Origin of the sequence: Azospirillum melinis (assembly GCF_013340935.1) — a bacterium.
Taxonomy (GTDB): Bacteria; Pseudomonadota; Alphaproteobacteria; order Azospirillales; family Azospirillaceae; genus Azospirillum; species Azospirillum melinis.
In genome coordinates this window covers 14,157-37,303 of the sequence record NZ_WHOS01000069.1, presented here as the reverse complement: position 1 = coordinate 37,303, position 23,147 = coordinate 14,157, and the positions used below count along the sequence as shown (strand labels likewise).

General features: G+C 67.0%; 22 protein-coding genes and 2 pseudogenes. 7 read left to right on the top strand and 17 right to left on the bottom strand.

Going from position 1 to position 23,147, the window contains the following annotated elements; translation table 11 throughout:
* Positions 1-82 precede the first annotated feature (82 nt).
* The 3 genes and pseudogenes from GBZ48_RS36835 to GBZ48_RS30975 form a co-directional block, all read left to right on the top strand.
* Positions 83-520 (top strand): annotated as a pseudogene (locus tag GBZ48_RS36835) (FAD-linked oxidase C-terminal domain-containing protein); the annotation flags it as partial.
* 51 nt (positions 521-571) lie between these two features.
* Positions 572-1,969, top strand: a complete 1,398-nt coding sequence (locus GBZ48_RS30980; protein ID WP_343049737.1) for a (Fe-S)-binding protein — start codon at positions 572-574, stop codon at positions 1,967-1,969.
* Between the two features lie 122 nt (positions 1,970-2,091).
* A complete protein-coding gene (locus GBZ48_RS30975; RefSeq protein WP_174474525.1) occupies positions 2,092-3,414 on the top strand; it encodes an MFS transporter in 1,323 nt (440 codons plus the stop codon).
* Between the two features lie 165 nt (positions 3,415-3,579).
* On the opposite strand, the gene GBZ48_RS30970 is transcribed toward GBZ48_RS30975, so the two are convergent.
* From GBZ48_RS30970 to GBZ48_RS30935, 8 genes are all read right to left on the bottom strand, one after another.
* Entirely contained in the window at positions 3,580-4,362 is a 783-nt protein-coding gene (locus tag GBZ48_RS30970) for an IclR family transcriptional regulator (RefSeq protein WP_174474524.1), read from the bottom strand.
* A gap of 223 nt (positions 4,363-4,585) precedes the next feature.
* The gene (locus tag GBZ48_RS30965; protein ID WP_109450211.1) at positions 4,586-5,239 is read right to left on the bottom strand and encodes an RraA family protein; all 654 of its coding nucleotides are present in this window, start codon (positions 5,237-5,239) and stop codon (positions 4,586-4,588) included.
* 34 nt (positions 5,240-5,273) lie between these two features.
* Entirely contained in the window at positions 5,274-6,299 is a 1,026-nt protein-coding gene (locus GBZ48_RS30960; RefSeq protein ID WP_174474523.1) for a C-terminal binding protein, read from the bottom strand.
* Positions 6,300-6,323: 24 nt separating this feature from the next.
* Positions 6,324-7,088, bottom strand: a complete 765-nt coding sequence (locus tag GBZ48_RS30955) for an amino acid ABC transporter ATP-binding protein (protein WP_174474522.1) — start codon at positions 7,086-7,088, stop codon at positions 6,324-6,326.
* Positions 7,085-7,885: an amino acid ABC transporter permease gene (locus tag GBZ48_RS30950; RefSeq protein WP_109450217.1), complete on the bottom strand. Its 801-nt coding sequence runs from the start codon at positions 7,883-7,885 to the stop codon at positions 7,085-7,087. The genes GBZ48_RS30955 and GBZ48_RS30950 overlap by 4 nt, the downstream gene beginning before the upstream one ends.
* 5 nt (positions 7,886-7,890) lie before the next feature.
* A complete protein-coding gene (locus tag GBZ48_RS30945; protein ID WP_174474521.1) occupies positions 7,891-8,598 on the bottom strand; it encodes an amino acid ABC transporter permease in 708 nt (235 codons plus the stop codon).
* A 45-nt stretch (positions 8,599-8,643) separates the two neighbouring features.
* Positions 8,644-9,837: an alpha-hydroxy acid oxidase gene (locus GBZ48_RS30940; RefSeq protein WP_174474520.1), complete on the bottom strand. Its 1,194-nt coding sequence runs from the start codon at positions 9,835-9,837 to the stop codon at positions 8,644-8,646.
* Positions 9,838-9,882: 45 nt separating this feature from the next.
* Positions 9,883-10,728, bottom strand: coding sequence for a transporter substrate-binding domain-containing protein (locus GBZ48_RS30935; RefSeq protein ID WP_174474519.1), 846 nt, complete (start codon positions 10,726-10,728; stop codon positions 9,883-9,885).
* A 134-nt stretch (positions 10,729-10,862) separates the two neighbouring features.
* On the opposite strand from GBZ48_RS30935, the gene GBZ48_RS30930 reads away from it, so the two are divergent.
* On the top strand, positions 10,863-11,768 hold the full coding sequence (locus GBZ48_RS30930; RefSeq protein WP_174474518.1) for a LysR substrate-binding domain-containing protein: 906 nt from the start codon (positions 10,863-10,865) through the stop codon (positions 11,766-11,768).
* Positions 11,769-11,957: 189 nt separating this feature from the next.
* Here the strand turns inward: GBZ48_RS30930 and GBZ48_RS30925 are convergent, their stop codons facing one another.
* The 7 genes and pseudogenes from GBZ48_RS30925 to GBZ48_RS30895 form a co-directional block, all read right to left on the bottom strand.
* The gene (locus GBZ48_RS30925) at positions 11,958-12,281 is read right to left on the bottom strand and encodes a DUF4387 domain-containing protein (RefSeq protein ID WP_109048626.1); all 324 of its coding nucleotides are present in this window, start codon (positions 12,279-12,281) and stop codon (positions 11,958-11,960) included.
* A 1-nt stretch (position 12,282) separates the two neighbouring features.
* Positions 12,283-13,626: an acyclic terpene utilization AtuA family protein gene (locus GBZ48_RS30920; RefSeq protein ID WP_174474517.1), complete on the bottom strand. Its 1,344-nt coding sequence runs from the start codon at positions 13,624-13,626 to the stop codon at positions 12,283-12,285.
* Between the two features lie 157 nt (positions 13,627-13,783).
* Positions 13,784-14,704 carry a LysR substrate-binding domain-containing protein gene (locus tag GBZ48_RS30915; RefSeq protein WP_174474516.1) on the bottom strand — a complete coding sequence of 307 codons (921 nt, stop codon included), beginning with the start codon at positions 14,702-14,704 and terminating at the stop codon, positions 13,784-13,786.
* Between the two features lie 322 nt (positions 14,705-15,026).
* Positions 15,027-15,296 carry a hypothetical protein gene (locus tag GBZ48_RS30910; RefSeq protein ID WP_174474515.1) on the bottom strand — a complete coding sequence of 90 codons (270 nt, stop codon included), beginning with the start codon at positions 15,294-15,296 and terminating at the stop codon, positions 15,027-15,029.
* A gap of 168 nt (positions 15,297-15,464) precedes the next feature.
* Complete coding sequence (locus GBZ48_RS30905; RefSeq protein ID WP_174474514.1) at positions 15,465-15,914, bottom strand: hypothetical protein; 450 nt, start codon at positions 15,912-15,914, stop codon at positions 15,465-15,467.
* Positions 15,915-16,176: 262 nt separating this feature from the next.
* A pseudogene (locus tag GBZ48_RS30900) lies at positions 16,177-16,285 on the bottom strand (IS6 family transposase); the annotation flags it as partial.
* 98 nt (positions 16,286-16,383) lie between these two features.
* A complete protein-coding gene (locus GBZ48_RS30895; protein WP_246307580.1) occupies positions 16,384-17,325 on the bottom strand; it encodes a LysR family transcriptional regulator in 942 nt (313 codons plus the stop codon).
* Positions 17,326-17,443: 118 nt separating this feature from the next.
* Between GBZ48_RS30895 and GBZ48_RS30890 the strand changes: the two genes are divergently transcribed.
* From GBZ48_RS30890 to GBZ48_RS30880, 3 genes are read left to right on the top strand one after another with little or no spacing between them, the layout of a single operon-like run.
* Positions 17,444-18,766, top strand: a complete 1,323-nt coding sequence (locus tag GBZ48_RS30890; RefSeq protein WP_209798459.1) for an MFS transporter — start codon at positions 17,444-17,446, stop codon at positions 18,764-18,766.
* A gap of 60 nt (positions 18,767-18,826) precedes the next feature.
* Positions 18,827-20,308: a M81 family metallopeptidase gene (locus GBZ48_RS30885; protein WP_209798460.1), complete on the top strand. Its 1,482-nt coding sequence runs from the start codon at positions 18,827-18,829 to the stop codon at positions 20,306-20,308.
* Complete coding sequence (locus GBZ48_RS30880) at positions 20,305-21,561, top strand: NAD(P)/FAD-dependent oxidoreductase (protein WP_343049735.1); 1,257 nt, start codon at positions 20,305-20,307, stop codon at positions 21,559-21,561. Before GBZ48_RS30885 ends, GBZ48_RS30880 begins: the two co-directional genes overlap by 4 nt.
* Positions 21,562-21,599: 38 nt before the next feature.
* Here the strand turns inward: GBZ48_RS30880 and GBZ48_RS30875 are convergent, their stop codons facing one another.
* Together GBZ48_RS30875 and GBZ48_RS30870 are read right to left on the bottom strand one after the other, a co-directional pair.
* A complete protein-coding gene (locus tag GBZ48_RS30875; protein ID WP_174474511.1) occupies positions 21,600-22,130 on the bottom strand; it encodes a VOC family protein in 531 nt (176 codons plus the stop codon).
* Between the two features lie 57 nt (positions 22,131-22,187).
* The gene (locus GBZ48_RS30870; RefSeq protein WP_246307577.1) at positions 22,188-23,066 is read right to left on the bottom strand and encodes an alpha/beta fold hydrolase; all 879 of its coding nucleotides are present in this window, start codon (positions 23,064-23,066) and stop codon (positions 22,188-22,190) included.
* Positions 23,067-23,147 lie beyond the last annotated feature (81 nt).

Here is a 23,147-nt window from a genome sequence, read left to right as displayed (position 1 = left end):
TTGCGCATCTCCCACACCGCGGCGACCTCCCGCTCGCCCCGCGCGACCGTGAAGCCGCGCCGGCCGGCGCGGCTTCACGGTCGCGCGGGGCGAGCGGGAGGTCGCCGCGGTGTGGGAGATGCGCAAGAAGGCGGTCGGTCTGCTCGGCCGGACGCAGGGCGACAAGCGGCCGATCCCCTTCGTGGAGGACACGGCGGTTCCGCCGGAACGGCTTGCCGACTACATCGCCGAGTTCCGCGCCGCGCTCGATGCGCGCGGCCTGGATTACGGCATGTTCGGCCATGTCGACGCCGGCGTGCTGCACGTCCGCCCCGCCATCGACCTGAAGGACCCGGCGCAGGAAGGACTGATCCGCGAGGTCACCGAGGAGGTGGTCCGCCTCACCCGCAAATACGGCGGCCTGCTGTGGGGCGAGCATGGCAAGGGGGTGCGGTCGGAGTTCTCGCCGGCCGTCTTCGGCCCGCTCTATCCCGCCTTGCAGGAGATCAAGGCCGCCTTCGACCCGCGCAACCAGCTCAATCCCGGCAAGATCGCCACGCCCGGTTCGGGCGACCTGCTGACCGTCGACGGGGTGCCCTTGCGCGGTGCCCACGACCGCGCAATCCCGGCCGACGTCCGGGCGGCCTACGACGAGTCCCTGCACTGCAACGGCAACGGCGCCTGCTTCAACTGGAACCCGGACGACGCGATGTGCCCGTCCTACAAGGCGACGCGCGACCGCCGGCATTCGCCGAAGGGGCGCGCCGCGTTGCTGCGGGATTGGCTGCGGCAACTGGCGGCGGAGGGCACCGACCCGGTGGCGGAGGCGCGCCGGCTGCGGCGCGGGTCCGGCTGGGCGTCCTTTCCGCGGCGGCTGCGCAACAGCCTGGCGCGGCGGCGCGGCGAGCCGGACGCCTCCCACGCGGTGAAGGAGGCGATGGACGGCTGCCTCGCCTGCAAATCCTGCGTCGGCCAATGCCCGATCAAGGTGGACATCCCGGCCTCGCGCGCCAAGTTCCTGGAACTCTACCACGGCCGTTACCTGCGCCCGCTGCGCGACCATGTCGTCGGCTCGATCGAACGGATGGCGCCGCTGATGATGCAGATGCCGGGGCTGTGCAACGCCGTGGTCGGCAGCGCCCTGGGGCGGGCCGGGCTGCGGGCGGTCGGGCTCGCGGCGACGCCGACGCTGTCGGGGCTGAATCTGGCGCGGGAACTGGACCTCCGGGGCGTGAGGGTGGCGACGCCGGCGGCCCTGGACGCCCTCGATGCGGCGGACCGCGCCCGCAGCGTGGTCGTGGTCCAGGACGCCTTCACCAGCGCCTACGAGACCCGCCTCGTCCTCGACCTGCTCGACCTCATCGCCGGGCTCGGCTTCCGCCCGTGGCTGGCGCCGTACCGCCCGAACGGAAAGCCGCTGCACGTCCATGGCTTCCTCGGCCGGTTCGAGCGGGTGGCCCGCACCAACGCGGCCATGCTGCGGGAGCTGTCCGCCACCGGGGCGACCCTGGTCGGCCTCGATCCCCCGATGACGCTGACCTACCGCGCGGAATACGCCGGCGCCCTGGACCGGAGCGAGCTGCCGAGCGTGCTCCTCGTCCAGGAATGGCTCGGCCGGCATCTCGACGCCCTGCCGACGGCAGCGGAGCCGGCCGACTACCGGCTGCTCCCGCACTGCACCGAGCGGACGACCGCCGCCGCGAGCCTGCCGGGGTGGCAGGCGGCCTTCGCACGCTGCGGCCTCGGCCTGAGCGTCCTGCCGTCCGGCTGCTGCGGCATGGCCGGCACCTACGGGCACGAGGCGGAGCACCGCGCCACCTCCGAGCGCATCTACGGCCAGAGCTGGGCGAAGCATGTCGAGGAGGCCGGAGCCACCGGCCGGCTGCTGGCAACCGGCTATTCCTGCCGCTCGCAGGCGATGCTGGTCAGCGGCGTCCGGCTGCCGCACCCCGTGCAGATCCTGCTGCGCCATCTCGGCGCCGCGGCCTGAGCGGACCGGTTTGTAGAATTACGTTCTGTTTTTAATGCGGTGGCCCCGGCCCGCAAGTCCGTCACCGACGGATGGCGCTCCGACACCCACATTCCCGACAACACGAAAGGGAGGAACGCGACATGACCGCTGAAGCCGCCGGGTCCGACAGCCTGGAACGGGCAACGATGCGCAAGGTGATCCTGCGCCTCGTCCCCTTCCTGATGCTCTGCTATTTCTTCAACCTGCTCGACCGTTCCAACATCGGCGTCGCCTCGCTGCAGATGCGGCCGCACCTCGGTCTCACCGCCGCCGCCTACGGCCTCGGCGCCAGCCTGTTCTTCTTCGGTTATTTCCTGTTCGAGGTGCCCAGCAACCTGATGCTGCAGCGCTACGGCGCCCGGCGCTGGATCGCGCGCATCATGGTCTCCTGGGGGATCATGTGCGTGCTGATGGCCCTGACCCAGGGGCCGCTGACCTTCTACGTGCTGCGTTTCCTGCTGGGCGTCGCCGAGGCCGGCTTCTTCCCCGGCATCGTCCTGTTCTCGACCTACTGGTTCCCGGCCCGCTACCGCGCGCAGATCGTGGCGGCCTTTTCCATGTCCGTCCCGCTGGCCAGCTTCATCGGCTCCCCGATCTCGGCCGGGCTGCTGCACGCGGACGGCGTCCTCGGGTTGCACGGCTGGCAATGGGTGTTCGTCGCGGAGGGCATTCCGACCGTCCTGCTCGGCTTCGCCTGTCTGCTGGTTCTCAAGGATCGTCCCACGGACGCACGCTGGCTGTCGGCGGAGCAGCAGGCGTGGCTCACCCGGACGCTGGAGACCGAGCGGGGGACCAAGCGCACCGTCGGCCACCTGACGCTTGCCCAGCTCGCCCGCAACCCCTACGTCTGGGGCCTGGCGCTGGCCTGCTCCGCCAGTTCGGCAGCGAGCTCCAGCCTGTCGGTCTGGCAGCCCCAGCTCATCAAGAGCTTCGGCCTGACCAATTTCGAGACCGGCCTGGTCAACTCGATCCCCTACGGCATCGCCGCAGCGCTGATGATGTTCTGGGGCATGCATTCCGACCGCACGGGGGAGCGCCGCTGGCACACGGCCCTGCCGCTGATGGTCATCTCCGCCGGGGTCATCGGCGTGTTCTTCGCCGCCGACTCACTGGCGCTGACCGTCGTGCTGCTGAGCTGCGTGCTGGCGAGCTACTCCTCCTTCAAGGGTCCCTTCTGGGCCTTCACGTCGGGCACGCTGTCGCCGACGACGGCCGCGGCCGGCATCGCCGGCATCAACGCGGTGTCCAACCTCGTCGGCGGCGGGATGGTGTCCCTGGTGGGCGCGATCCAGGACTCCACCGGAAGCTACGGCGCGGCGCTGCTGCCGATCGCGCTCCTGGCGTTGACCGGCGCTCTTGTCGTCCTCGCCATCGGCGCACAGAAGAACCATACGATCAGCAAGACGCCCGCAGCGGCCGAATGACCTCCCAAACTCCTGGAAAACCGACGGTTCCAGGGTGACGCATTCCCGCGACCCACGCAAAACGGCCGATCCAGGACGCTCCCGAAAAGGCGCTCCTGGATCGGTCGTTTTCCATGCATCCCGTGAAAAGAAAGACGCGGCCTCTTTCCGGAAACGCCGTCCGGCTCAGCCGGCTTGTTCCGTTTGGTTCTTCCGGTTGAGAGGGGTCCGGCGGAGCGAGAATTTCCTGCTGGACGACGCAAGCGGAGTTCCGCCGCACGCTTGCGTCAGCTTTGCAGCCTCGTCGAGCAGCACGCCGCGAATCTCCTGGGCACGCTCCGCCGTAAGCCGGCTCACCGGCCCGGACACTATCAACGCCCCCATCAGCGCCTGACCCATGCCGAAGACCGGCGTCGCAGACGAAGCGGCGTGCGGATCCGTCGCGCCGGAGGTGAACAGCGGGAGCTTCGCATCGGCGCCCGTTCGCGTCGGGCCATCGGCAAACAGGCGCAGGACCTGGGCGGACGCCGATTGATCCATGGGCCGCCTGTCGCCGGGTTGCACGTGCATGCGAATGCGGTTCGAACTTTCCACCCGGAACAGGCAGAGCCGTTCCTCTCCATGACGCACATAGAAGGCAGCGGTTTCCCCTGTCTGCAGGGCGAGCCGCTCCAGCGCGGGCATGACGTGGTCCGCAAGGTTGAAGGCTTGTTGATACGCCATACCGAGCCGCAGCGTTTCCGCGTCCAGTCGATAGCTGCCATCCGGAAGGCGCGCGATCAGGCGATACTGCTGCAACGAGACGGCCAACCGCATGATCGTGCTTTTGACCAGCCCGGTGCGCTCGGCCAGTTCGGCCAAGGTCAGAGAAACGTCACCCCGTCGGAACGCGGTCAGAACCTCGAGGGCCCGTTCGACCGCGGACACTCCGGCCACACCGACAGCCTCATTTTCCTTCGTCTTCGCCATCGCTCCGCCTTCAGCTTGAAGGTTCAATGCCCGAAGACGCATGATTGTGCAATGCCATTTCACTCCAAGCCGTGGAGCGGCATCGAAACGGGACATCACCTCGCCCGCGTTCAACAGGCTGGAGTGAGCAGGCATCGCGAATTGCCCATACGGGTCTTGAGCACGGTCGCCGGCGCACTCCGAGCGGGAGCCGGGCCGATGAGGGCGGTACCGCGCGGCGGTGTCATTTGGCGCTCGGCATCTCGAACAACTTCGGAATCGGCACGCCGGCCCGGATGTTCCGGATCCAGCCTTCCTCCTTGAGCAGGTGGGCTTGCGCGGCCGCCAGCACCGTGGCGGCCTGCTCCAGGGGGACGACGACCACGCCGTCGTCGTTGCCCAGCACGATGTCGCCGGAGCGCACCGGAACCCCCGCCACCGAAATCGTGCCATCGATGATGCCGCCGAAGCCGTGATGCGGCCCGCGCGGCACGACCGACCGGCAGAACATCGTGAAACCGGCCTTGCGCATGTCCGCGACGTCGCGGATGGCACCGTCGATGACGGCGCCCCCCAGCCGGCGATGGATGGCTTCCTCCGCCATGACGCCGCCCCAGACCGCCGTGTCCTCGACACCGCCGGCATCGACCATCACGATCTCGCCCGGCCGGGCGCTGCTGATGAGCGCGCAGATCGGGCCGCAATCCCCGACCATGGTCGTCACCGTCCGGGCTTGGCCGCACAGGACCTGACCATCCGCGATCGGCTTGATCGCGGCGTTCATCACCTGGGTGCGGTTCATGCAATCGGAGGCGACCGCCGGCGGGATCGCCCGCCAAGCGTCGAGTTCCTCGTCGCTCAGGACCCGGAACTGGGTGTCGTGCTGCTGGAAGGCCATGGCTCGTTCCTGATGATGGAGGGCGGGATCCTGCTTAGGAAGCCTTCGCGTCCCAGCCCGGGTTGACGTTGTTCCGCAGCCGTCCCTCGAACAGGAAGTCGAGCAGGATCTCGGCGGAGAAAACGCGCATGTCGCGATAGCCGGCCTCGGAGTAGAAGGCGGCGTGCGGCGTCAGGACGAGACGCCCGGCAAGCCAGGCCTCCTCCGCCTGCCACGCCGCGATCAGCGGCGGCGGCGGCATGGGCGGTTCCTTGGGCAGCACGTCGAGACCGGCGGCGGCGAGATGCCCGCTCTTCAGCGCGTCGTGGACCGCGTCCACGTCGACGAGGCCGCCGCGCGCGATGTTGAGCAGGATGCCGCCGGGCTTCATCGACGCCAGTTCCTGCTTGCCGATGATGTTGCGGGTCTGTTCGGACAAGGGCACGTGCAGGCTGACCACGTCGGAGCGGGACAGCAGTTCCGGCAGGGTCTTGACCCGCTCGATCCCAAGGCCGAGTTCATGGCCCTCCGGGAGATAGGGATCGACGTAGATCACCTTCATGTCGAAGGCGGCGGCCCGGCGCATGACCGCGGTGCCGATGCGTCCCATGCCGATCGCGCCGAAGGTGGCGCCCCGGATGCGGCGCACCACGGGAACGTCCTCGGCCAGGAATCCGGCCACGAGATCGGCCCTCAGCCGCGCCTCGTAGGAGCCGAGCCCGCGCACGAGGTGCAGCAGCATGGCCAGGGCGTGGTCGGCGACCTCCGAGGTGCCGTAATTGGGCACGTTGCAGACCGGAATGCCGCGCGCCCGGCACGCCGCGCTGTCGACGTTGTCGAACCCGACGCCGACCCGCACGATCAGGCGGCATCTGTCGAGCTTCGCGACGACCTCCGGTGTGATCCGCATGCGGTGCCAGACCAGGATCGCGTCGCAGGAGCGCCAAGCCTCGTCCGGGATGGCCGCCGGGTCGGTCTCGTCGAACACGAGGTAGTCCAGCCGGTCTCCCGATACGCCGCGCTCGATGTCGAGGTCGCGGAGATGAACGTCGGGGACCAGGACCTTGAGAGGGTGGGTCATAAGGTTTCCTTGAGGAAAGGGCCGTCACAGGACCTTTTCGAGAAAGGCTTTCAGCCGTGGGTCGGTGGGGTTCTGGAAGAGCGTCCCGGGCGGGCCGTGCTCGACGATCACGCCGCGGTCGGTGAAGAAGACCTCGTCCGCGACCTCCTGGGCGAAGCGCATCTCGTGGGTGACCAGCACGCAGGTCATGCCCTCGCGTGCCAGATCGCGGATGACGTTCAGGACCTCGCTGACCATCTCGGGGTCGAGCGCGGCGGTGACCTCGTCGAACAGGATGACCTTGGGCTGCATGGCGAGCGCGCGGGCGATGGCGACGCGCTGCTGCTGACCGCCGGACAGTTCGCCGGGATAGGCGTCCTGCTTTCCCGTCAGCCGCACCTTGGCGAGCAGGGCGAGCGCCCGCTCGCGCACGGCGGCCGGGTTCTCGCCCAGCACCTGCACCGGCGCCATGGTCAGGTTCTGCAGCACCGTGCGGTGCGGGAACAGGTTGTACTGCTGGAAGACCATGGCGACCTGATGCCGCAGCGGCACCAGCGCCTTGTCGCTCTTCAGCGTCTCGACCGCGAAGGGGCCGACGCGGATCGTTCCCCGGTCGATCGACATCAGACCGTTGATGCAGCGCAGGATCGTCGATTTGCCCGAGCCGGACGGCCCGATGATGCAAACCACGCCGCCGTCGCGGACGGACAGCGACACGCCCCTGAGGACCGTGACGGGGCCGAAGGATTTGTGGACGTCCCGGATCTCGATGAGCGGGGCGGATTGCTGGGAATGCCGGTGATGGGTCATTGGCGAACTCGCACCCGTTGCTCCAGCCACCGCGTCAGGATGGCTATCGGGAAACAGAAGAGGAAGAAGAGGAACAGCACGTAGAGATAGATTGCCGTCGCGTAATGCGCGCCGTCGCTGGCGATGACGGTGCGGGCGACCGAGAGGATGTCGTTGGCGCCCGTCACCACGACCAGGCTGGTGCCGATGAACAGCATGGCGTAGGTCGTCATCAGGTTCGGGGTCATGAACTGGATCGCCTGGGGCACCACCACCCGGCGCAGGATCTGCAGCCGGCGATAGCCCAGCGAGCGGGCCGATTCCCATTGGCCGGTCGGAACCGCCTCCACGCCGCCGCGGAACACCTCGGCGATGTTGGCCGTCACCGGCAGCGCCAGCCCGATGATCGCCTTGATCACGGGCGAGAACGAGAAGATGGTCCCGAACGCCTCGATCTCGAACGGCAGCAGATAGAGCATCGCGTAGAGCACGACGAGCCAGGGCGAGTTCCTGAGCACGTTCATGAGCAGGACCGACGGGGCCCGGACCAGGAGGGATTGGGAGATCATCCCGATGCCGAGCGCGGTGCCGGCGACGGCGGCGATCATCATCGCCCAGATGCTGATGACGATGTTGGCGGCGAAGCCGCCCTCGAACCGGCTGAAGTCCGGGGAGCCGCTCAGCAGCAGCGGTGTCCGCGCGGCGAGCGCCTGGAGGACGCGTCCGGTCTCCGCGCCGTAGACGGTGACGAGAAGCGCCGCGAGGACCAGCGTGACACCGGCGGTGCCCAGCGCGAAGAGCTTGAGTTCCGCGTTCATGGCCGTCACGACCCGTAGCCGGGGATGCGGAAGGCGGCGGCGATCCGGCGCACCACCAGCACGGCGATGCTGGCGATCACGAGGTAGATGATCCAGATCAGCAGCATGACCTCCAGGTTGCGGAAGGTTTCCAGCATGATCTGCGTCGCGCCGTACATGATGTCCGCCACGGCCACGAGCACGGCCTGGGACGAGGTCTTGATCAGGCTGACGATGTTGCTGGTCATGGGCGGGATGCTCATCCTGAGGCCGATGGGCAGTTCGACGTGGCGGAAGGTCTGCAGCCGCGAATACCCGAGCGAGCGGGCGCCCTCGACGGTCTGGGCGGGCACGGCGAGCAGCCCTGAGCGGATGATCTCGACGGCGATCGCGCCGTTGTAGAGGCCGAGCGAGAGCACCACGCAGGTGAAGCCGGTGAACAGCGGGATCCGTCCGCCCGTCACCGGATCGGTGAGCGTCAGGCCGATCTCCGACAGCATGAAGTACAGGAAGAACAGCTGGACGAGCGGCGGCGTGTTGCGGAACAGTTCGACGAAGATCGTGACCGGCGATTGCAGGAACCGCACCTTCAGGTGAAGAAGGGCGGCGCCGGCGATGCCGATGACGAACATCAGGACCATGCCCAGCAGGCTGAGCAGGATCGTCGTGCCGACGCCGCGCAGCAACCATGTCTGATAGAGGGGATCGAACAGCCAACTGAAATCGAGCGTCATGCCGGAATCCTCACGGTCTGACGTTTGACGGGTTTGCGCATGCGTTCAGCCCCGGCCGTTGCGGATGAGCGGAACCGCGTCGAACTCGTCGAGCCGGTTGATGCCCAGCAGCGCCATGGTCCGGGCGATCTCGTCCTTCATCAGGGACAGGGCGTGCTCCACGCCGACCCGGTCGCCGGCCGCCGCCGCCAGCAGGAACGGCCGCCCGACGAAAACCAGTTGGGCGCCCAGCTTGACCGCCTTCAGGACGTCGCTGCCACGCCGGACGCCGCCGTCGAACATCACGGTCAAGCGGTCGACCTGATCGGCGATGCGCTCCAGCAGGTCGAGCGAGCCTTGGGCGCAGTCGATCTGCCGGCCACCATGGTTGGAGACGATGACGCCGTCGACGCCGATCTTTTCCGCCATCCGCGCGTCCGGGGCGGACATCACCCCCTTGAGGACGAGCTTGCCCTTCCAGCGCTGCCGAAGCCGCTCGATGTGCGTCCAGGACAGGCTCGACCGCCGGCCGATGTCGCGGACGAGCGTCCGGGAGAACACCGGCGGACCCCGCTCCGCGTCCATGTTCTCGAAATGCGGCGCGTTGCGCGTCAGCAGGCTGCGCAGAAGCACGCGCCACAGCCAGACCGGCCGCGTCACCCCCTGCCACGCCAGATCGGCGGTCGGCCGCACCGGCGAGCGGAAGCCGTGGCGCGCGGCGAGCTCGTGCTGGCCATGCACCGCAGTATCGACGGTCACCACCAGCGTGTCGAAGCCGGCGCGCTCCACCCGCTCGACCAGCGGAAGGATGCGCGCCTCGTCGCCGGGAATATAGGCCTGGAACCAGCTCGTCGCGCCGGCCTGGCGCACCTCCTCCAACCGGGTCAGCGAGGCCCCGCTCAGGATGAACGGAAGCTTCGCCCGCGCCGCCTCCTGGGCGAAGAGCACGTCGCAATCCGGCGCCACCAGCCGGCTGAAGCCCATGGGCGCGATGCCGAACGGGCTGGCGTAATCGACCCCGAAGATGCGGGTCGTGGCGTCGGTCCGGGAGACGTCGACGAGAACGTTCGGGATGAAGGACCGCTCGGCGAAGCTTTGCAGGTTCCGGCGATGTGTCGCGCCGTCCTCGGCGTGGCCGGAGACGTATTTGAAGATCGCCCGCGGCAGCCTCCGTTCCGCCATCGGCTCGAAGTCGTTCAGGCACAGGGCCTGCTCCACGACCCGTGGCGTTCGCCGCGACGTGACCTCGATCTTGTGCATGCTGTCTTTCCGATCATGCGGACGAGCCGGCCGCGGTGGAGGGCCTCAGTTCGCCGCGGCGGCCTTCACCTTCGCGTCGGCGGCCCGCTTGGTCACGTAGTCGCTGACGCCGAGCTTGTACTTCTTCTCGCCCTCGACCATCAGCCCCGACGCCTCGGCCCGGATGATGGCCTTGTTGACGGCGTTCAGGAAGGCGGGTTCGTTCTTGCGGACGCCGCCGCCGATGGGGATGTAGTCGAAGGTGTCGAGCGCGATCTTGTACTTGTCGCTCCAGCCCTCCTCGGCCACCTTCATGTGAAGGTTCGGGCCATCATACGCAATCGCGTCGCACCGGTTGTCCTGGAAGGCCTTGTAGATCTCCGAGGTTCCGGTGAACAGGACCAGATCGGCGCCGTATTTCTCGATCAGCGTCCGGTTGTAGACGTTGCCCTGGCTTCCACAGAGCTTGCGACCCTTGACGTCTTCCCAGGATTTATACTCAGCGCTCTTCGGCGTCAGCAGCACCATTCCGGCCATCAGGTAGTATTCCGCCGTGTAGTCGATGATCTTCTCGCGCTCGGCCGTCTTGCCCAGCGTCGCGAAGATCACGTCGATGCGCCCGGCGTTCAGCAGCTCGATGCGGTTCGAGGCCACGACCGGAACCAGCTCGATGGCGGTCTCCGAGCCGAACATGTCCTTGGCGACGGCGCGCGCGAGATCGATCTCGAAGCCGGTCAGTTCGCCCTTCTGGTCGAGGAAGCCGAAGGGAACGTAATCGTTCCGGATGCCGGCGATCAGCTTGCCGCGCTGCTTGACGCGGTCGAGCTGATCGGCCTTTGCCTCGGCGCAAAAGACGAGGCTGGTCGCCAGCAGGGAGAGGAGGGCAAGCGGCTTGGCGAAACGAGGCGTCATGAAGATCCCCTTTTGCTTGAGCGCACGAAAAATCGATGGGATCGGCGCTTCGGAGCCTATGATCGCGTTGTCTTTCATAATGTCATAATAGATAATTTGCCCCTGAGAATAAGCTGAACTTATGGCTGAGTCCGATGAACGTCCGACAGATCGAGGCCTTCCAGGCAGTCATGGCAAGTGGCAGCGTGACGCGTGCGGGGGAGCGGCTGAGCATCTCGCAGCCCGCCGTCAGCCAGCTGATCGCGCAATTCGAACGGAGCTGCGGCTTCCGCTTGTTCAACCGCCAGGGCAGCAAGATCACGCCGACCCGCGAGGCCGAAGCGCTCTACAACGAGGTCCAGCGCATGTTCATCGGCGTCGGCCAGATCGCGCGGGTGGCGACGGCGCTGCGCGACCAGAACTGGGGATCCGTCAGCGTCGGCGCCTTCCCGGCGATTGCCCGGCGGGTGCTGCCAGAGATCGTGTGGAGCTTCTGCGAGGCGCATCCCGACACGCGCTTCCGTCTGGAAAGCATGCGCTCACGCAGCCTGATCGACGCGGTCGCGGCCCAGCATGTGGATTTCGGCCTGAGCATCCTGCCGGGCGACCGTCCCGAGGTGGTCAGCGCGCATCTGCACCGCCTGCGCGGGGTCTGCATCCTGCCGGCCGGGCATCCTCTGGCCGAGCGGCACACCATCCACGCCCACGACCTCGCGAACGAGGATTTCATCTCGCTCGGTCCGCAGGATCATTCGCGCTTCATGATCGACCGCGTGTTCGACGAACTCAAGGTGCCCCGGCGCAGCCGCATCGAGGCCGGCCAATCGGAGACGGCCTTTTCCTTCGTCGCGGCCAAGGCCGGTGTCGCTGTGGTCGACCCGATCAGCGCCTTCAACAACGACGATACGCGCATCGCCGTCCGCCGGTTCGAGCCGACCGTCGAATTCGACATCTGGCTGATCCGGCCGAAAGCGGCGCGCTCGTTCAATCTGGTGGACAGCTTCGTCTCGTTCACGCTGGAGCGGCTGGCGGTGTTCGCCTCGACCCTCAACGCGGCCTGACGGCCGCCCCGGGGACCGCGACCTGCACCCCCGCTGGTCGCGGTCCGGGACCGGCTGCTGGAGGAGACCGCGCCGGACCGGTGGCGGACCCTCATTCCCCACCGGAGTGGGCTGGCTTACGGCGCCGGACGGGCGCCGCGTTCGAAACAGGGTTCGCACCCCTCCATCGAGGCGAACAATCGGCGGCGGTCAGCCCACCGGGACGGCGATGAGCATCAGCGGGACATGATGCTGGCAGCCGTACATGTCGCCATCCCCGGACGAACCCTGGGCGCGCGGGCGCCTGATGGTGATCTTGATCGCGTTGGCCATGTCGATCTCGAAGAAGGACGACACCTGCGAGACGTCGATGCCGTAGGCTCTGGCGACCGACTCCGCGCTGATCGCACCGGTCGCGCGAACGGCCTCGTAGCGATCCTTGTCCTTGAACAGGATGTCGAAGGTGATCCGGTAGGGGCCCGCATTCTTGCTGCGGACGATGTCGGCCAGATCCTTGAGCGGGCGCGTGTTCATCTCAGAGATCCTCGTAGCGGACAGGGAACAGCTCGGTCGGGGTGTCGACCTTCATCAGGTGGTAGGCGCTGAACTCGTAGACCGGTCCCAGATCCAGGTCCGAAGGGGAATAGGGGAAGGCGAGGTTGCCGGATGTGTTGATGATGCCCGGGTAATGGTAATGCAGCATCGCGCCGCTGATCTGGTGGCACGCCGCATGGGCCAGTTCCTGGTCGGCGGCCGTCACCTCGATCACGAGGCCGATTTCGCGCTGGGGCGCCGTTTCCGGCTCCAGTTCCTTCATCACGCCGTTGCCGCCGTAGACGTGGAAGGCCACGGCGACCGGCGCCGGGGCGAAGTAGTCCAGGGCCTTCCGGCGGACGTCGTCCAGGATCGCGTCGAGCGCCCGGATCGTGGTCGGGCAGCGGATGCCGGCGATGGCGATGGAGCGGTAGCCGGCAAGCCTGGCCCCTTCGAGCTTCACGTAGTAATCGGTCGTTTCCGTCAATTTGGCGCCGCGCACACGGACCTGACGCTCCCCGACCTGCTCGAACGAGCAGCCGGACAGGTCGATCTCGTGGCCGGGGCCGGATTGCTTGAAGGGGTTCTCGCGTTCGTACAGCGAATGGGCGGCGACGGACTTGACCGAGGCGCGCCTCGCCGTGCTGCCGGGCTCCAGCAGGAAGCTGTCCTCCTCCACCGTGCCGAGCATCACGTCCATGGCGAAGGGCTCGGCCGAGAAGGCTCCGCATTCGAGGATCTTCCCCATATGGATCGCCAGCGCCGGATCGGCCCCGCGCCAGATCGGGAAGGCGGCGATCACCGAATCGTCGCAGGCCCGGCCGGCGATGACGACGTCCGCGCCGCCGTCGAGCGCTTCGCAGATCGGCTCGTGCCCCATCTGCGCGACCAGCGTCACCGTTTCGTCCAGAAGCTCCGCGGTCAGTGGGGTGCCGGCTTCGAAATCGACGATCTCGCCCGCCGCGACCGCCCGTTTGGCCCGCTCGATCGGGATGTCCGAGCGGATGGTCGCGAGCCTGAAGTTCAGGCCCTGCTCCTGGGCGATCTCGCGGACCAGCCGGGCCGTCCGCTCGACCTGGACGCCCGACCCGGCACCGCCGACGCTGCCGACGATGACCGGGATGCCGGCCGCGCGGCCGGCGCGGATGAGCGCGGTCAGTTCCCGCTTGATGCTGACGTCCGACACCAGCGGCTTGCCGGAGCCGAGGTAATGCGGTCCCGGATCGGTCGATCCGGCGTCCACCGCAATGACAGCCGGTCCCAGCGACATGCCGCGGGCCAAAGCGTCGTCGCCGAAACCGTATCCTAGCGTCCCCGTCGGGGTGAGCACTGTAATCGCGGCCATCAACCACCTCGAATCGTCAAGGAAGGGGGGATCGGGCAGGCACTGCACTCCTGCCGGCGATCCGGTTGCTCCGCTGGAATTGAGGGCTCGGGCGCTGGTCGGGTCAAATCGCTTGTCGCGGCTCAGCCATAACCAGGAGATATGCCTGCCGCGGTGCCTATTCGGGCGCGCCGATCAGCGTCGCAAGCTCCGCGATCCTGGCCGTCAGTTGGGTGCGGACATGCGCGATCAGTGCCTGCGAACCCAGCGAGATGTCGCGGAAGCTCGGCGTGACGACCCAGATGTCGTAGGTCACCAGCGGCCGGAAGGGGCGCACGACAAGCTGGGACGGGGCGAAATCGACCGTGCTCAACGGGTCCACGATGGCGACGCCGACTCCGGCGGCCACGAAGGAGCAGCAGGCTTCGGTCAACTGCGCCTTCAGGACGATGTCGCGTGCGGCGCCGCATTCGGAAAAGGCCTGATCGACCTTGAGCTGGGCCCGGTCCTCCTCGGCCATCGCGACGAACCGCTCGCCATGCAGGTCCCCGGCTTCGATCACCGGGCGACCGGCCAGCCTGTGACCGGCCGGCAGGATGCAGACCGCGTCCATCGAGCACAGCCTGTCGAAACGGACGCCGGGGCGCTCGGACGCAACCATGCCGAAGCCGACATCGACCCCCTGCGAGGCGACCCGGTCGACGAGAAGCCAGGAATTGCGGCTCGACAGCGTCACCCGCAGTCCCGGCTTCGACCGCAGGAAGTCCGCCAGGATCGGCGGCAGGACGCGGGTCGCGAGCGACGGAAAGGCGACGATCTCGATCTCGCCATAGTTGAACTGCCGGATGGCGCGGGCTCGCGCCGACACGGAATCGATGCCGAGAAAGACCCGTTCGACCTCGGAGTACAGCATCTCGCCTTCAGCGGTCGGAATGACGCCGTTCTTCTGCCGATGGAACAGGGAGAAGCCGCAGGAACGCTCCAGCAGCAGGATCAGCTTGCTCACCGCAGGCTGGGACAGATGCAGCTTTTCGGCCGCCCGCGTGAAGCTTCCCAGTTCGACGATGGCCTTGAACGCTTCGAGCTGCCGGATGTTCATAACCAGAGGTTATCGTGGATCGCCGAGCGGCACGAGCGTCCCTTTGGGTAGCGTCGAGCGGTTGTTCCGGTGCCCCGTAGGGCACCATGGGGCCTTGTTGCACCAAGGCCTTCGGTTGCGGCATTCGGGGTGTCGCGGTTGAAGGAGACGCGGACCACGCCCGGCGGGCAGCGCATCCATTTCCTCCAGAGTGGAGGTGATCCTCCACGTCAGCCCCACGGTTACAAGCAGGATGGCGCGGGGGCTGACGGAACCGCCGGGTCCCACTCTCAACCGCCTCATACAGGCCGCCTGCTTCCCGGCATAATGCGCAAAGTCCAGCTTAGGTTTTCGCTGGATTGAGCAGCACCCAGAGCCTGGCGACCCTGCCATCGACGACTTCCGCCACATCGCTTCCCGTAACCACAAGCGGGCCATCGGCCGGACCCGCCTTCCATGACAGCGATCCGAGACCGTGATGGCCTACGGCGTCGCCCTCCGGCTGGAAACGAAACGCAGGTCCGAACCGCTCCAGGAGAGCACCCGCGCCCTCCGAAATGACCGCTCGTCCCCTTACGATGTTCGTCGGTTCGTACATGATCGGCTCGGCCACGAAGAGTCCTGCGATGGCTGCGGCGGCTTTGTGCTTCCCCTTGCTGGAGCGGCCTGCCAGCCGCCGTGGGACGGTTCAGAGTTTCACCAGAGAAGGCCCCGGCGGATGAACCGCTCGGGGCCGAGGCCGTGGGCCGAAGTCGGTGAGGAATAAGGCGTAACCCGGTGTTCAGCGCTGGCGGACGAAGGCGCCCTGGCTGGCGGAGTTGCCGATTCCGGCGGAGAGGTTCTGCACGTTTGCGAGGTTCGGGGCGGCGAACGGCGTCCGGCCGCCGGAGCGCTGGAGCACCGTCACGCCCTGCATCGCCGAGTTGCCGATGCCGGCCGCGGTGTTCGACACGTTGGCGGCCGAGCCGCCGGGGAACAACCCGCCGCTGCGCTGGCCGACCAGCACACCCTGGCTGGCGGTGTTGCCGATACCGGCGGCGAGGTTCGAGACGTTCGCCGTGTTCGGACCGCCGAACAGCCCGCCGCTGCGCTGCATCGTCGTGACGCTCTGGGTGGCGCCGTTGCCGATGCCGGCAGCGGTGTTCGACAGGTTGGACACATTCTGCGCCATGGCGGGGGCGGCGAGCAGGGCCAGGGTGGCGAAGCCGGCGAGCAGGGAGGTGCGGATCATGGTGTGGTCTCCTGGGTGGGGCCGGTGCTGCGCATCCGGCGGGTTGTCTCGATGACATGACCCTAGCCGACCCCGCCTGCCGCCGATGTGAGCCGGACCACAACCGGCCGCATCTTTCACCACGCTCCAGAACTCCAGAGGGCTTCGCTGCAAAGTTGGCCGGCAGGCGCGAGGCGATGGTTACGGGCATCGCCGCCGACGCAATGCGTTCTGGAGTTCGAGATGCTGGCTAAGGTCTTGTCGACCCCCCAACTGGTCGGCCGCGGGCAGCGCCACTGCCAGCGTAGCCGCTTCCCGATTTCCGGCGCGTACCTCTGTGCCCAGCGGTAAATAGTCGGGTGACCGACCGTGACGCCGCGCTCGGCCATCATCACGCCGGCTGTCCGCCTTGCGCTCCCTCGCCGGAATTGACGCGAGATCCGGCGGACTCTGTTTTCCGCCGATACGGCGGACGAAACGACAGTGTCGGTCATCTGCCGTCCGATGGCTGGGGATCGTTCGCCGCGCTGAAATATTGTGACTCGTCGAAGGTCCGGATGAGTCGCGTCAATGCGGGAGACAGCCGTGGTCGGTCGCGGACGATCAGTTGTACCCGACTGCTTTGCAGAATGGAGTTGGCAATTGGGCGGGCGATCAGACGGCCGTCCGCCAACTCCGTTGCCGCCGCCTGTGCAGAAAGGAAGGTCAACCCCAGACCCGCCTCGGCATAATGCTTCATCGGCATGACGGTGTTGGAAACGAAACTCGGCCGCAACTCGACGCACTCGTCGTCCGCTGCCGACTGGATCAGCGTACGCAGCCCAGTCCCCGGAGCTGCCAGAGCCAACGGGTATTTCTGAAGCAGGGCAAGGGTCAGCGGCGCCTCGATCCTGGAGCAGGGATGGTCGGGGGCCATGAGGGCACAGATCGGGTGGGCGCGCTGGCTGACGACATGAATGGCCGAACTTGTCGGCGGCGACAGGGCCAATCCCAGATCGCAGCGATCCTCGGCAAGCGCCCGCACCGTCTCGCTGGTGCCCCCGACCTCGACGGTGACCTCGACCCCTGGAAACTCGCCGCAGAAGCGCCCGACCACCAGCCTCATGACGGTGTCTACGAACCCGTCGCCCACCATCAGGTGAAGGCGGCCGCGCTTCAAACCCTCAATTTCCAAGAGCTGGGTTCGCAGCGTATCGTTGCCGGCGACGCGATCCCGGCAATAGGCAAGGACGAGCTCGGCCGCTTCCGTCGGGACCACGCCGCGGCCGCGCCGCTCCAGCAGGCTCACCCCCAGATCGGCTTCCAGGGCGGCGACCTGTCGGCTGACGACGGACGGCTCCACGTTGCAGGCGTCGGCCGCACCGCGGACCGATCCCGCCCTCAGAACCTCCATGAAGTAGGACAGTTGACGGCTGCTGGGTCCGAGCGGCATCGGCACTGACTTTCGTTGCCTCAATCGCAACGTATCACAGCGTATTTTATCATTGTTGGCAACAGCTGGCAGAGGAATGCTGGTTGCAAGAACAATAGGTACCCGACAGGAGGTCTTCTTGAACGCGCACGTGAGCACAATCGCCGGATCGATGGATCCGGCGGCGACCGACCGGGAGAAGGCGCGTATCTTTAAAAAGGTGGGCATGCGGATCCTGCCGCTGCTGATCCTGTCCTATGGGCTGGCCTATCTGGACCGCGTCAATATCAGCTTCGCCAAGCTGCAGATGCAGAGCGATCTGGGCTTTTCGGAAGCGGCATACGGGTTCGGCGCCGGCATCTTCTTTCTCGGCTACGTGCTGTTCGAGGTTCCAAGCAACCTCCTGCTCGCCCGGATCGGAGCGCGACGGACGATGAGCCGGATCATGGTGCTGTGGGGGCTGGCCTCGGCCGCGATGATCTTTGTCCATGACGAGCGGACCTTCTACATCCTGCGCTTCCTGCTCGGCATTTTCGAAGCCGGCTTCGGACCGGGCCTGCTCTATTACCTGACCCTGTGGTACGGGCGGACTCATCGTGGACAGGTGATGGCGACGGTGCTCCTGGCGAGCCCGGTCGCCGGGGTCGTCGGCGGTCCGCTGTCCACCGCGATCATGGCCGGGCTGAACGGAGCGCTGGGGCTCGCGGGGTGGCAATGGCTGTTCCTTGTCGAGGGACTTCCCTGCGTCGCCCTCGGCGTCTTGCTGTTCCTGGTGCTGTGCGACGGTCCCGAACAGGCTCCGTGGCTCACCGAGGCCGAGCGCGCCCTGATCAGGGCTGACCTTGCGGAGGAATCCGGCGGACAACGGCACGACGGCTTTTCCCGGGCGCTGCGCGACCCGCGCATCTATGCTCTGGCATTCTCCTATTTCTGCATGATCGCAGGGCTTTACGCCGTCAGCTTCTGGCTGCCTACGCTTCTGCGGTCCGGAGGCATCTCCGAGACGTTCACAATCGGGCTTCTCTCGGCGCTGCCTTATGTGGTTGCCGTGGCGACCATGCAACTGGTCGCCCGTCGCTCCGATCGCAGCGGCGACCGCTATGGCTACAGCATTGCAGGCTGTTTCATCGGTGCGGCGGGTCTGGCGGCTACCGGTGCAGCGCTCGGCAATGTGCCGGTGTCGCTTGCCGCCCTGGTCGTGGCAACGGCCGCCATCTATTCGGCCTATACGGTCTTCTGGACGATTCCGGCGGATCTGCTCCGCGGCACGGCGGCGGCGGGCGGCATCGCGCTCATCAACAGCATCGGACTGCTTGGCGGCTTCATCAGTCCGACGGTGATCGGCACGATCCGCGACGCGACCGGGTCCCTGCAAGGCGGGCTCGCGGCAATCGCCTTGGCGCTGGCGGCCGGCGGCGTGGTGCTGATCCTGCTGCGGCGGCGGCAGGCCGTTCCCGCCTGATCGGCCGGCCCCTCCATTTCGATCCATCCCTTGAGAAAACCATCCATCCCTGGAAAAACGATGAAGCCACTGCGCGTCTTCTCCGGTTCCCTGGCGACGGAGACCAACACCTTCGGTCCGATGCCGACCGGTGTATCGAGCTTCCACGAGCGGGCGTTCTTTCCCGCCGGACAGCATCCCGATGCAATGCAGATGCACAGCGGCCCATTGTGGGCTGCCCGCAAGCTGGGGCGCGAGCGCGGCTGGCACCTGTCCGAAGGTCTGGTCGCGGCTGCCGTCCCCAACGGGCTGGTGACGAAGGCCGCCTATGAACAGTTGCGCAATACGCTGCTCGACGACCTTCGGGCGGCCCTGCCGGTCGACATGGTTCTGATCGGGCTGCATGGCGCGATGGCGGCGGATGGCTATGACGATTGCGAAGGCGATCTGCTCACCCGGATCCGGACGATGACCGGGCCGGACGCCGTCGTCGGGGCCACGCTCGATCCCCACACCCATCTGAGCGATGCGATGGTCGGCAACGCCGATCTGCTGATCTGCTGGAAGGAATATCCCCACACGGACATCGCGGAGCGTGCGCTGGAACTGGTGGAGCGCTGCGCGGAACTGGCCGAGGGGCGTCTGCGTCTGCACCCGGCCGTCGCCGACACCGGCATGATCGGTCTGCTCCACACCACCCAGGAGCCTGCCCGCGGTTTCGTCGACCGGGTGAAGGCCATGGAGGGCCGGGACGGGATCGTCTCGATCTCGATTGTCCACGGCTTCGCATGGGGCGATACGGCCGATATGGGCACCAAGATCCTCATCTACGGCGACGCCGATGAGGATCGCGACGGCACCCGCGCCGCATCCGTCGCCGACGCCCTGGCCAAGGACCTGTTCGCGCTGCGGGACCGGCTTGCCAGCCCCATGCCGACAATCGATCAGGCCATCGATCTGGCCCTCGCCACGCCCGGTCCGGTGGTGCTGGGCGACGGCAGCGACAATGCCGGCGGCGGTGCTCCGAGCGATTCCACCTTCATCCTCCGGCGGCTGATGCAGAGGGGCGTCGGAAATGTCTGCCTCGGCCCCCTCTGGGACATGGTCGCCGTCCGCATCGCCTTCGACGCCGGTGCCGGCGCGAGGATTCCGCTGCGCATCGGCGGCAAGATCGGTCCGCTGTCGGGCGATCCGGTGGACGGGATCTGGGAGGTGAAGGCGCTCAAGCGCGACATGACGATGACGGGGCTTGCCGGCACGCCCGCGAAGCTCGGCGACTGCGCGCTGGTCGCCTGCGACGGCATCGACGTTGTGCTGACGAGCTTCCGCTGCCAAGCCTTCGGCCTCGACCTGTTTACCCAGCTCGGCTGCGACCCGGCGGACCGGCGGATCGTGGTCGTCAAGTCGTCGCAGCACTTCCGCTCGGCTTTCGCGGCAATCGCCTCGCGGATCGTCATGGTCGATGCCCCGGGCGTCGTCACCCGGGATATCACGACGCTGCCCTTCCGGAAGATCAGGCGGCCGAAATGGCCATTCGACGCAGCCGCGGAGCGTCCGTCGTGAAGAAAGTCGATGTCCTCGTCGTCGGTGCCGGCGTCGTCGGTGCCGCAACCGCCTTGCACCTGCAGATGCGCGGACGGTCCGTCGCGCTGGTGGACCGGCGGGGTGCGGCCGGGCGGGAGGCGTCCTATGGCAATGCCGGTCTCATTCAACGCGAGGCGATCTTTCCCTATGCATTCCCCCGCGACATGGCGACGCTTCTGCGCGTCGCCGGCAACCGGGGGAGCGACGTCCATTACCATGCGAACGCCCTGCCTGGGCTCGCTCCGTTCCTGCGGCGCTACTGGCATCACTCACATCCGCTCCGGCACGCGCGGATCGCAAGGGACTATCACAGCCTGATCGCCCGCTGCCTGGAGGAGACCCGCCATCTGGCCGGCATTGCCGAGGCCGGGCATCTGCTGCGCCCGACCGGCTGGCTGAAGATCTTCAGAACCTCCCGCCGGCAGGACGCGGAACTGCAGCAGGCCGAGGAATTGCAGCGCCTTTTCGATGTCCAGGCGAAACCGCTCGACCGGACCCGGCTCGCGTCGCTGGAACCGGACATCGACCCAGGGGTGTTGGGCGGACTTCACTATCCCGAGCCGCTCACGGTGACGGACCCCGGCCAGCTTGTGGATTCCTACCGGATCGCGACGGAGCGGCTTGGCGGACTGTTTCTGACCGGGAACGCCGGCTCGCTCCGGCAGGTCACTGGCGGCTGGTCGGTCGAAACGCAGGACGGTGCGGTCCAGGCGGGTGCCGCCGTCGTCGCCCTGGGCGCCTGGTCCGATCAGGTGACGGCGAGGCTGGGCTATCGCTTTCCACTTGCGGGCAAGCGCGGCTATCACATGCATTATCGATTGCAGGCCGGGGCGCAGCTTGGGCGACCGATCCTCGATGCCGAGCGGGGATATGTCCTCGCTCCGATGCGCCAGGGTGTGCGCCTGACCACCGGTGCCGAGTTTGCCCGACGCGACGCCGAGCCGACACCGGTTCAGATCGACAGGGCTCTGCGGCATGCGCGGCGCCTCGTCCCGTTGGGAGAAGCGTTGGATTCCCGGCCATGGATGGGCATCCGGCCCTGCCTGCCGGACATGCTTCCGATCATCGGCCCCGCTCCACGGCATCGGAACCTGTGGCTCGCCTTTGGGCACGGCCACCAAGGATTGACGCTTGGAGCGATTACCGGTCGTCTGATCGCGGAGTCGATTGTCGGCGACGATCCGGTCGTTGACCTGGAGCCGTTCCGCGCGGATCGCATTGCACTGCGATGATAATGGGGCCAGCAGGTGTCATCGACTTCGCGCCCTGCTCAGTCCTCGTCCTGCCACCTGCGCAGGTCGGTCTGGTCATGGTAGGCCATACGGTCCGGCGTGGTGATGAATTCCATCGTCGTGCCCCAGGGCATGCGGCAGTAGCACACCTTGTTTCCAGGGCCTTTCTCGGTTGCATAGGGAATTGCGCGCGGCGCGGTGAGGGGGGTACCTCCGGCCTTCTCGAAGCGCTCGACCGATGCGTCGATGTCGTCGGTATAGAGAGCGAAGTGCGTGATGCCGAAGTCGCTCGCCCGGATCGGCTGGGCTTGCTCGGGGCCGTGCATTTCGAAGAGCTCGATATCGGGTCCGGTTCCGATCTTGACCATCGCCTGCGCACGCACGACCGTTCCGGGGAAAGCGCCGACGGCCCGCTCGAATTCGGGTCCCTGCCGCGGTGGATCCTGCGGTCCGAAGGATTGGTAGATCACCTGACCGCCAAAGGCTTCCACCAGGAAGGATTTTGCCGCTTCGATGTCGGGCACCGTGATGCCGATGTGATTGACGCCGCGAATGAGGGGTGCAGTCATGACAGTCTCCTTGATTTTGTCGATCCGCCCGGCCCGCGACGGCCCGGGCGCAGAGTTTCAGCTGGCCTTGAGGAAATCGACCAGGGCGGCCGCGACTTCATTGGGCCGCTCATCCGCGACATAGTGGCTGCACCGCGCGATCGAGCCACCTGTCACATTGCCGGCGAACTCCTTCAGCATCGGCACCATCTGCGCACCGAACCGCTGGTCCCCACCCAGACCGAGCACCGGTATCCCGAGGGGGTTCTTCTTGTACTCAAGAGCAGCCGCATGATCGGCGGCGAGGGTGCGATACCATTCCATGCCGCCGCGCGTGCGGCCGGGAAGAGCCATCGCCTTCGCGTAGATCTCGATGTCCGCCGGATTGAAGGTGCCGTGATCGTAGAACCGCTCTGCCATGAAGGTCGAAACATAGTCATATTCACGGCCATGGATCAGGCGCTCGGGCAGATCCCGGTTCATATGGAAGCTGAAGTGCCAGAGCCTCGACGTCGTCGCCTCCCATCCGGTCCAGCCGGGAAGCGGCACGTCCAGGACGGCCAGGTGGGTGACAGCCTCCCGGTAGATGGCGGCCTGCGGCAAGGCGACCATTCCGCCGATGTCATGTCCGCACACGGCGTAGCGGTCATGCCCAAGGGCGATCATGACCTCGTGCGCGTCGCGCGCCATCGTCGCCTTGTCATAACCGTCGAGCGGGCAGTCGGAAAAGCCTGCGCCGCGCAGATCCATCGCCACCACGCTGAAATGCCCGGCCAGCAGCGGCATCACCTTGTGCCATTCCCACCATGTTTCCGGCCAGCCGTGAAGCAGAAGGATCGGCGGGCCCGAGCCCCCCGTGACAGCGTTGATCCTGATGCCGTTCACCGGCACCAACTGCTGGGTAAACCCCTCCAAAGTTGCGATCATGATCGCTTTCCAGTCGGTGTTGACGTTCAAACAGAGCTCGCGGCGAGCGTCAGGGCTGATCGGCGCGTTGTGCCGCGGCGAGCGCGAGGCGCCGTCCGAAGCCGCTTGAGC

Excerpts from the sequence above, each read along its gene's own strand:
- GBZ48_RS30905 (WP_174474514.1), bottom strand. The coding sequence starts at position 15,914 with ATGATCCGCACCTCCCTGCTCGCCGGCTTCGCCACCCTGGCCCTGCTC.
- GBZ48_RS30960 (WP_174474523.1), bottom strand. The coding sequence starts at position 6,299 with ATGACCCACCCTCTCAAGGTCCTGGTCCCCGACGTTCATCTCCGCGAC.
- GBZ48_RS30970 (WP_174474524.1), bottom strand. The coding sequence starts at position 4,362 with ATGGCGAAGACGAAGGAAAATGAGGCTGTCGGTGTGGCCGGAGTGTCC.
- GBZ48_RS30950 (WP_109450217.1), bottom strand. The coding sequence starts at position 7,885 with ATGAACGCGGAACTCAAGCTCTTCGCGCTGGGCACCGCCGGTGTCACG.
- GBZ48_RS30885 (WP_209798460.1), top strand. The coding sequence starts at position 18,827 with ATGAAGCCACTGCGCGTCTTCTCCGGTTCCCTGGCGACGGAGACCAAC.
- GBZ48_RS30935 (WP_174474519.1), bottom strand. The coding sequence starts at position 10,728 with ATGACGCCTCGTTTCGCCAAGCCGCTTGCCCTCCTCTCCCTGCTGGCG.
- GBZ48_RS30920 (WP_174474517.1), bottom strand. The coding sequence starts at position 13,626 with ATGGCCGCGATTACAGTGCTCACCCCGACGGGGACGCTAGGATACGGT.
- GBZ48_RS30945 (WP_174474521.1), bottom strand. The coding sequence starts at position 8,598 with ATGACGCTCGATTTCAGTTGGCTGTTCGATCCCCTCTATCAGACATGG.
- GBZ48_RS30955 (WP_174474522.1), bottom strand. The coding sequence starts at position 7,088 with ATGACCCATCACCGGCATTCCCAGCAATCCGCCCCGCTCATCGAGATC.
- GBZ48_RS30925 (WP_109048626.1), bottom strand. The coding sequence starts at position 12,281 with ATGAACACGCGCCCGCTCAAGGATCTGGCCGACATCGTCCGCAGCAAG.
- GBZ48_RS30930 (WP_174474518.1), top strand. The coding sequence starts at position 10,863 with ATGAACGTCCGACAGATCGAGGCCTTCCAGGCAGTCATGGCAAGTGGC.
- GBZ48_RS30915 (WP_174474516.1), bottom strand. The coding sequence starts at position 14,704 with ATGAACATCCGGCAGCTCGAAGCGTTCAAGGCCATCGTCGAACTGGGA.
- GBZ48_RS30965 (WP_109450211.1), bottom strand. The coding sequence starts at position 5,239 with ATGGCCTTCCAGCAGCACGACACCCAGTTCCGGGTCCTGAGCGACGAG.
- GBZ48_RS30975 (WP_174474525.1), top strand. The coding sequence starts at position 2,092 with ATGACCGCTGAAGCCGCCGGGTCCGACAGCCTGGAACGGGCAACGATG.
- GBZ48_RS30875 (WP_174474511.1), bottom strand. The coding sequence starts at position 22,130 with ATGACTGCACCCCTCATTCGCGGCGTCAATCACATCGGCATCACGGTG.
- GBZ48_RS30895 (WP_246307580.1), bottom strand. The coding sequence starts at position 17,325 with ATGCCGCTCGGACCCAGCAGCCGTCAACTGTCCTACTTCATGGAGGTT.
- GBZ48_RS30940 (WP_174474520.1), bottom strand. The coding sequence starts at position 9,837 with ATGCACAAGATCGAGGTCACGTCGCGGCGAACGCCACGGGTCGTGGAG.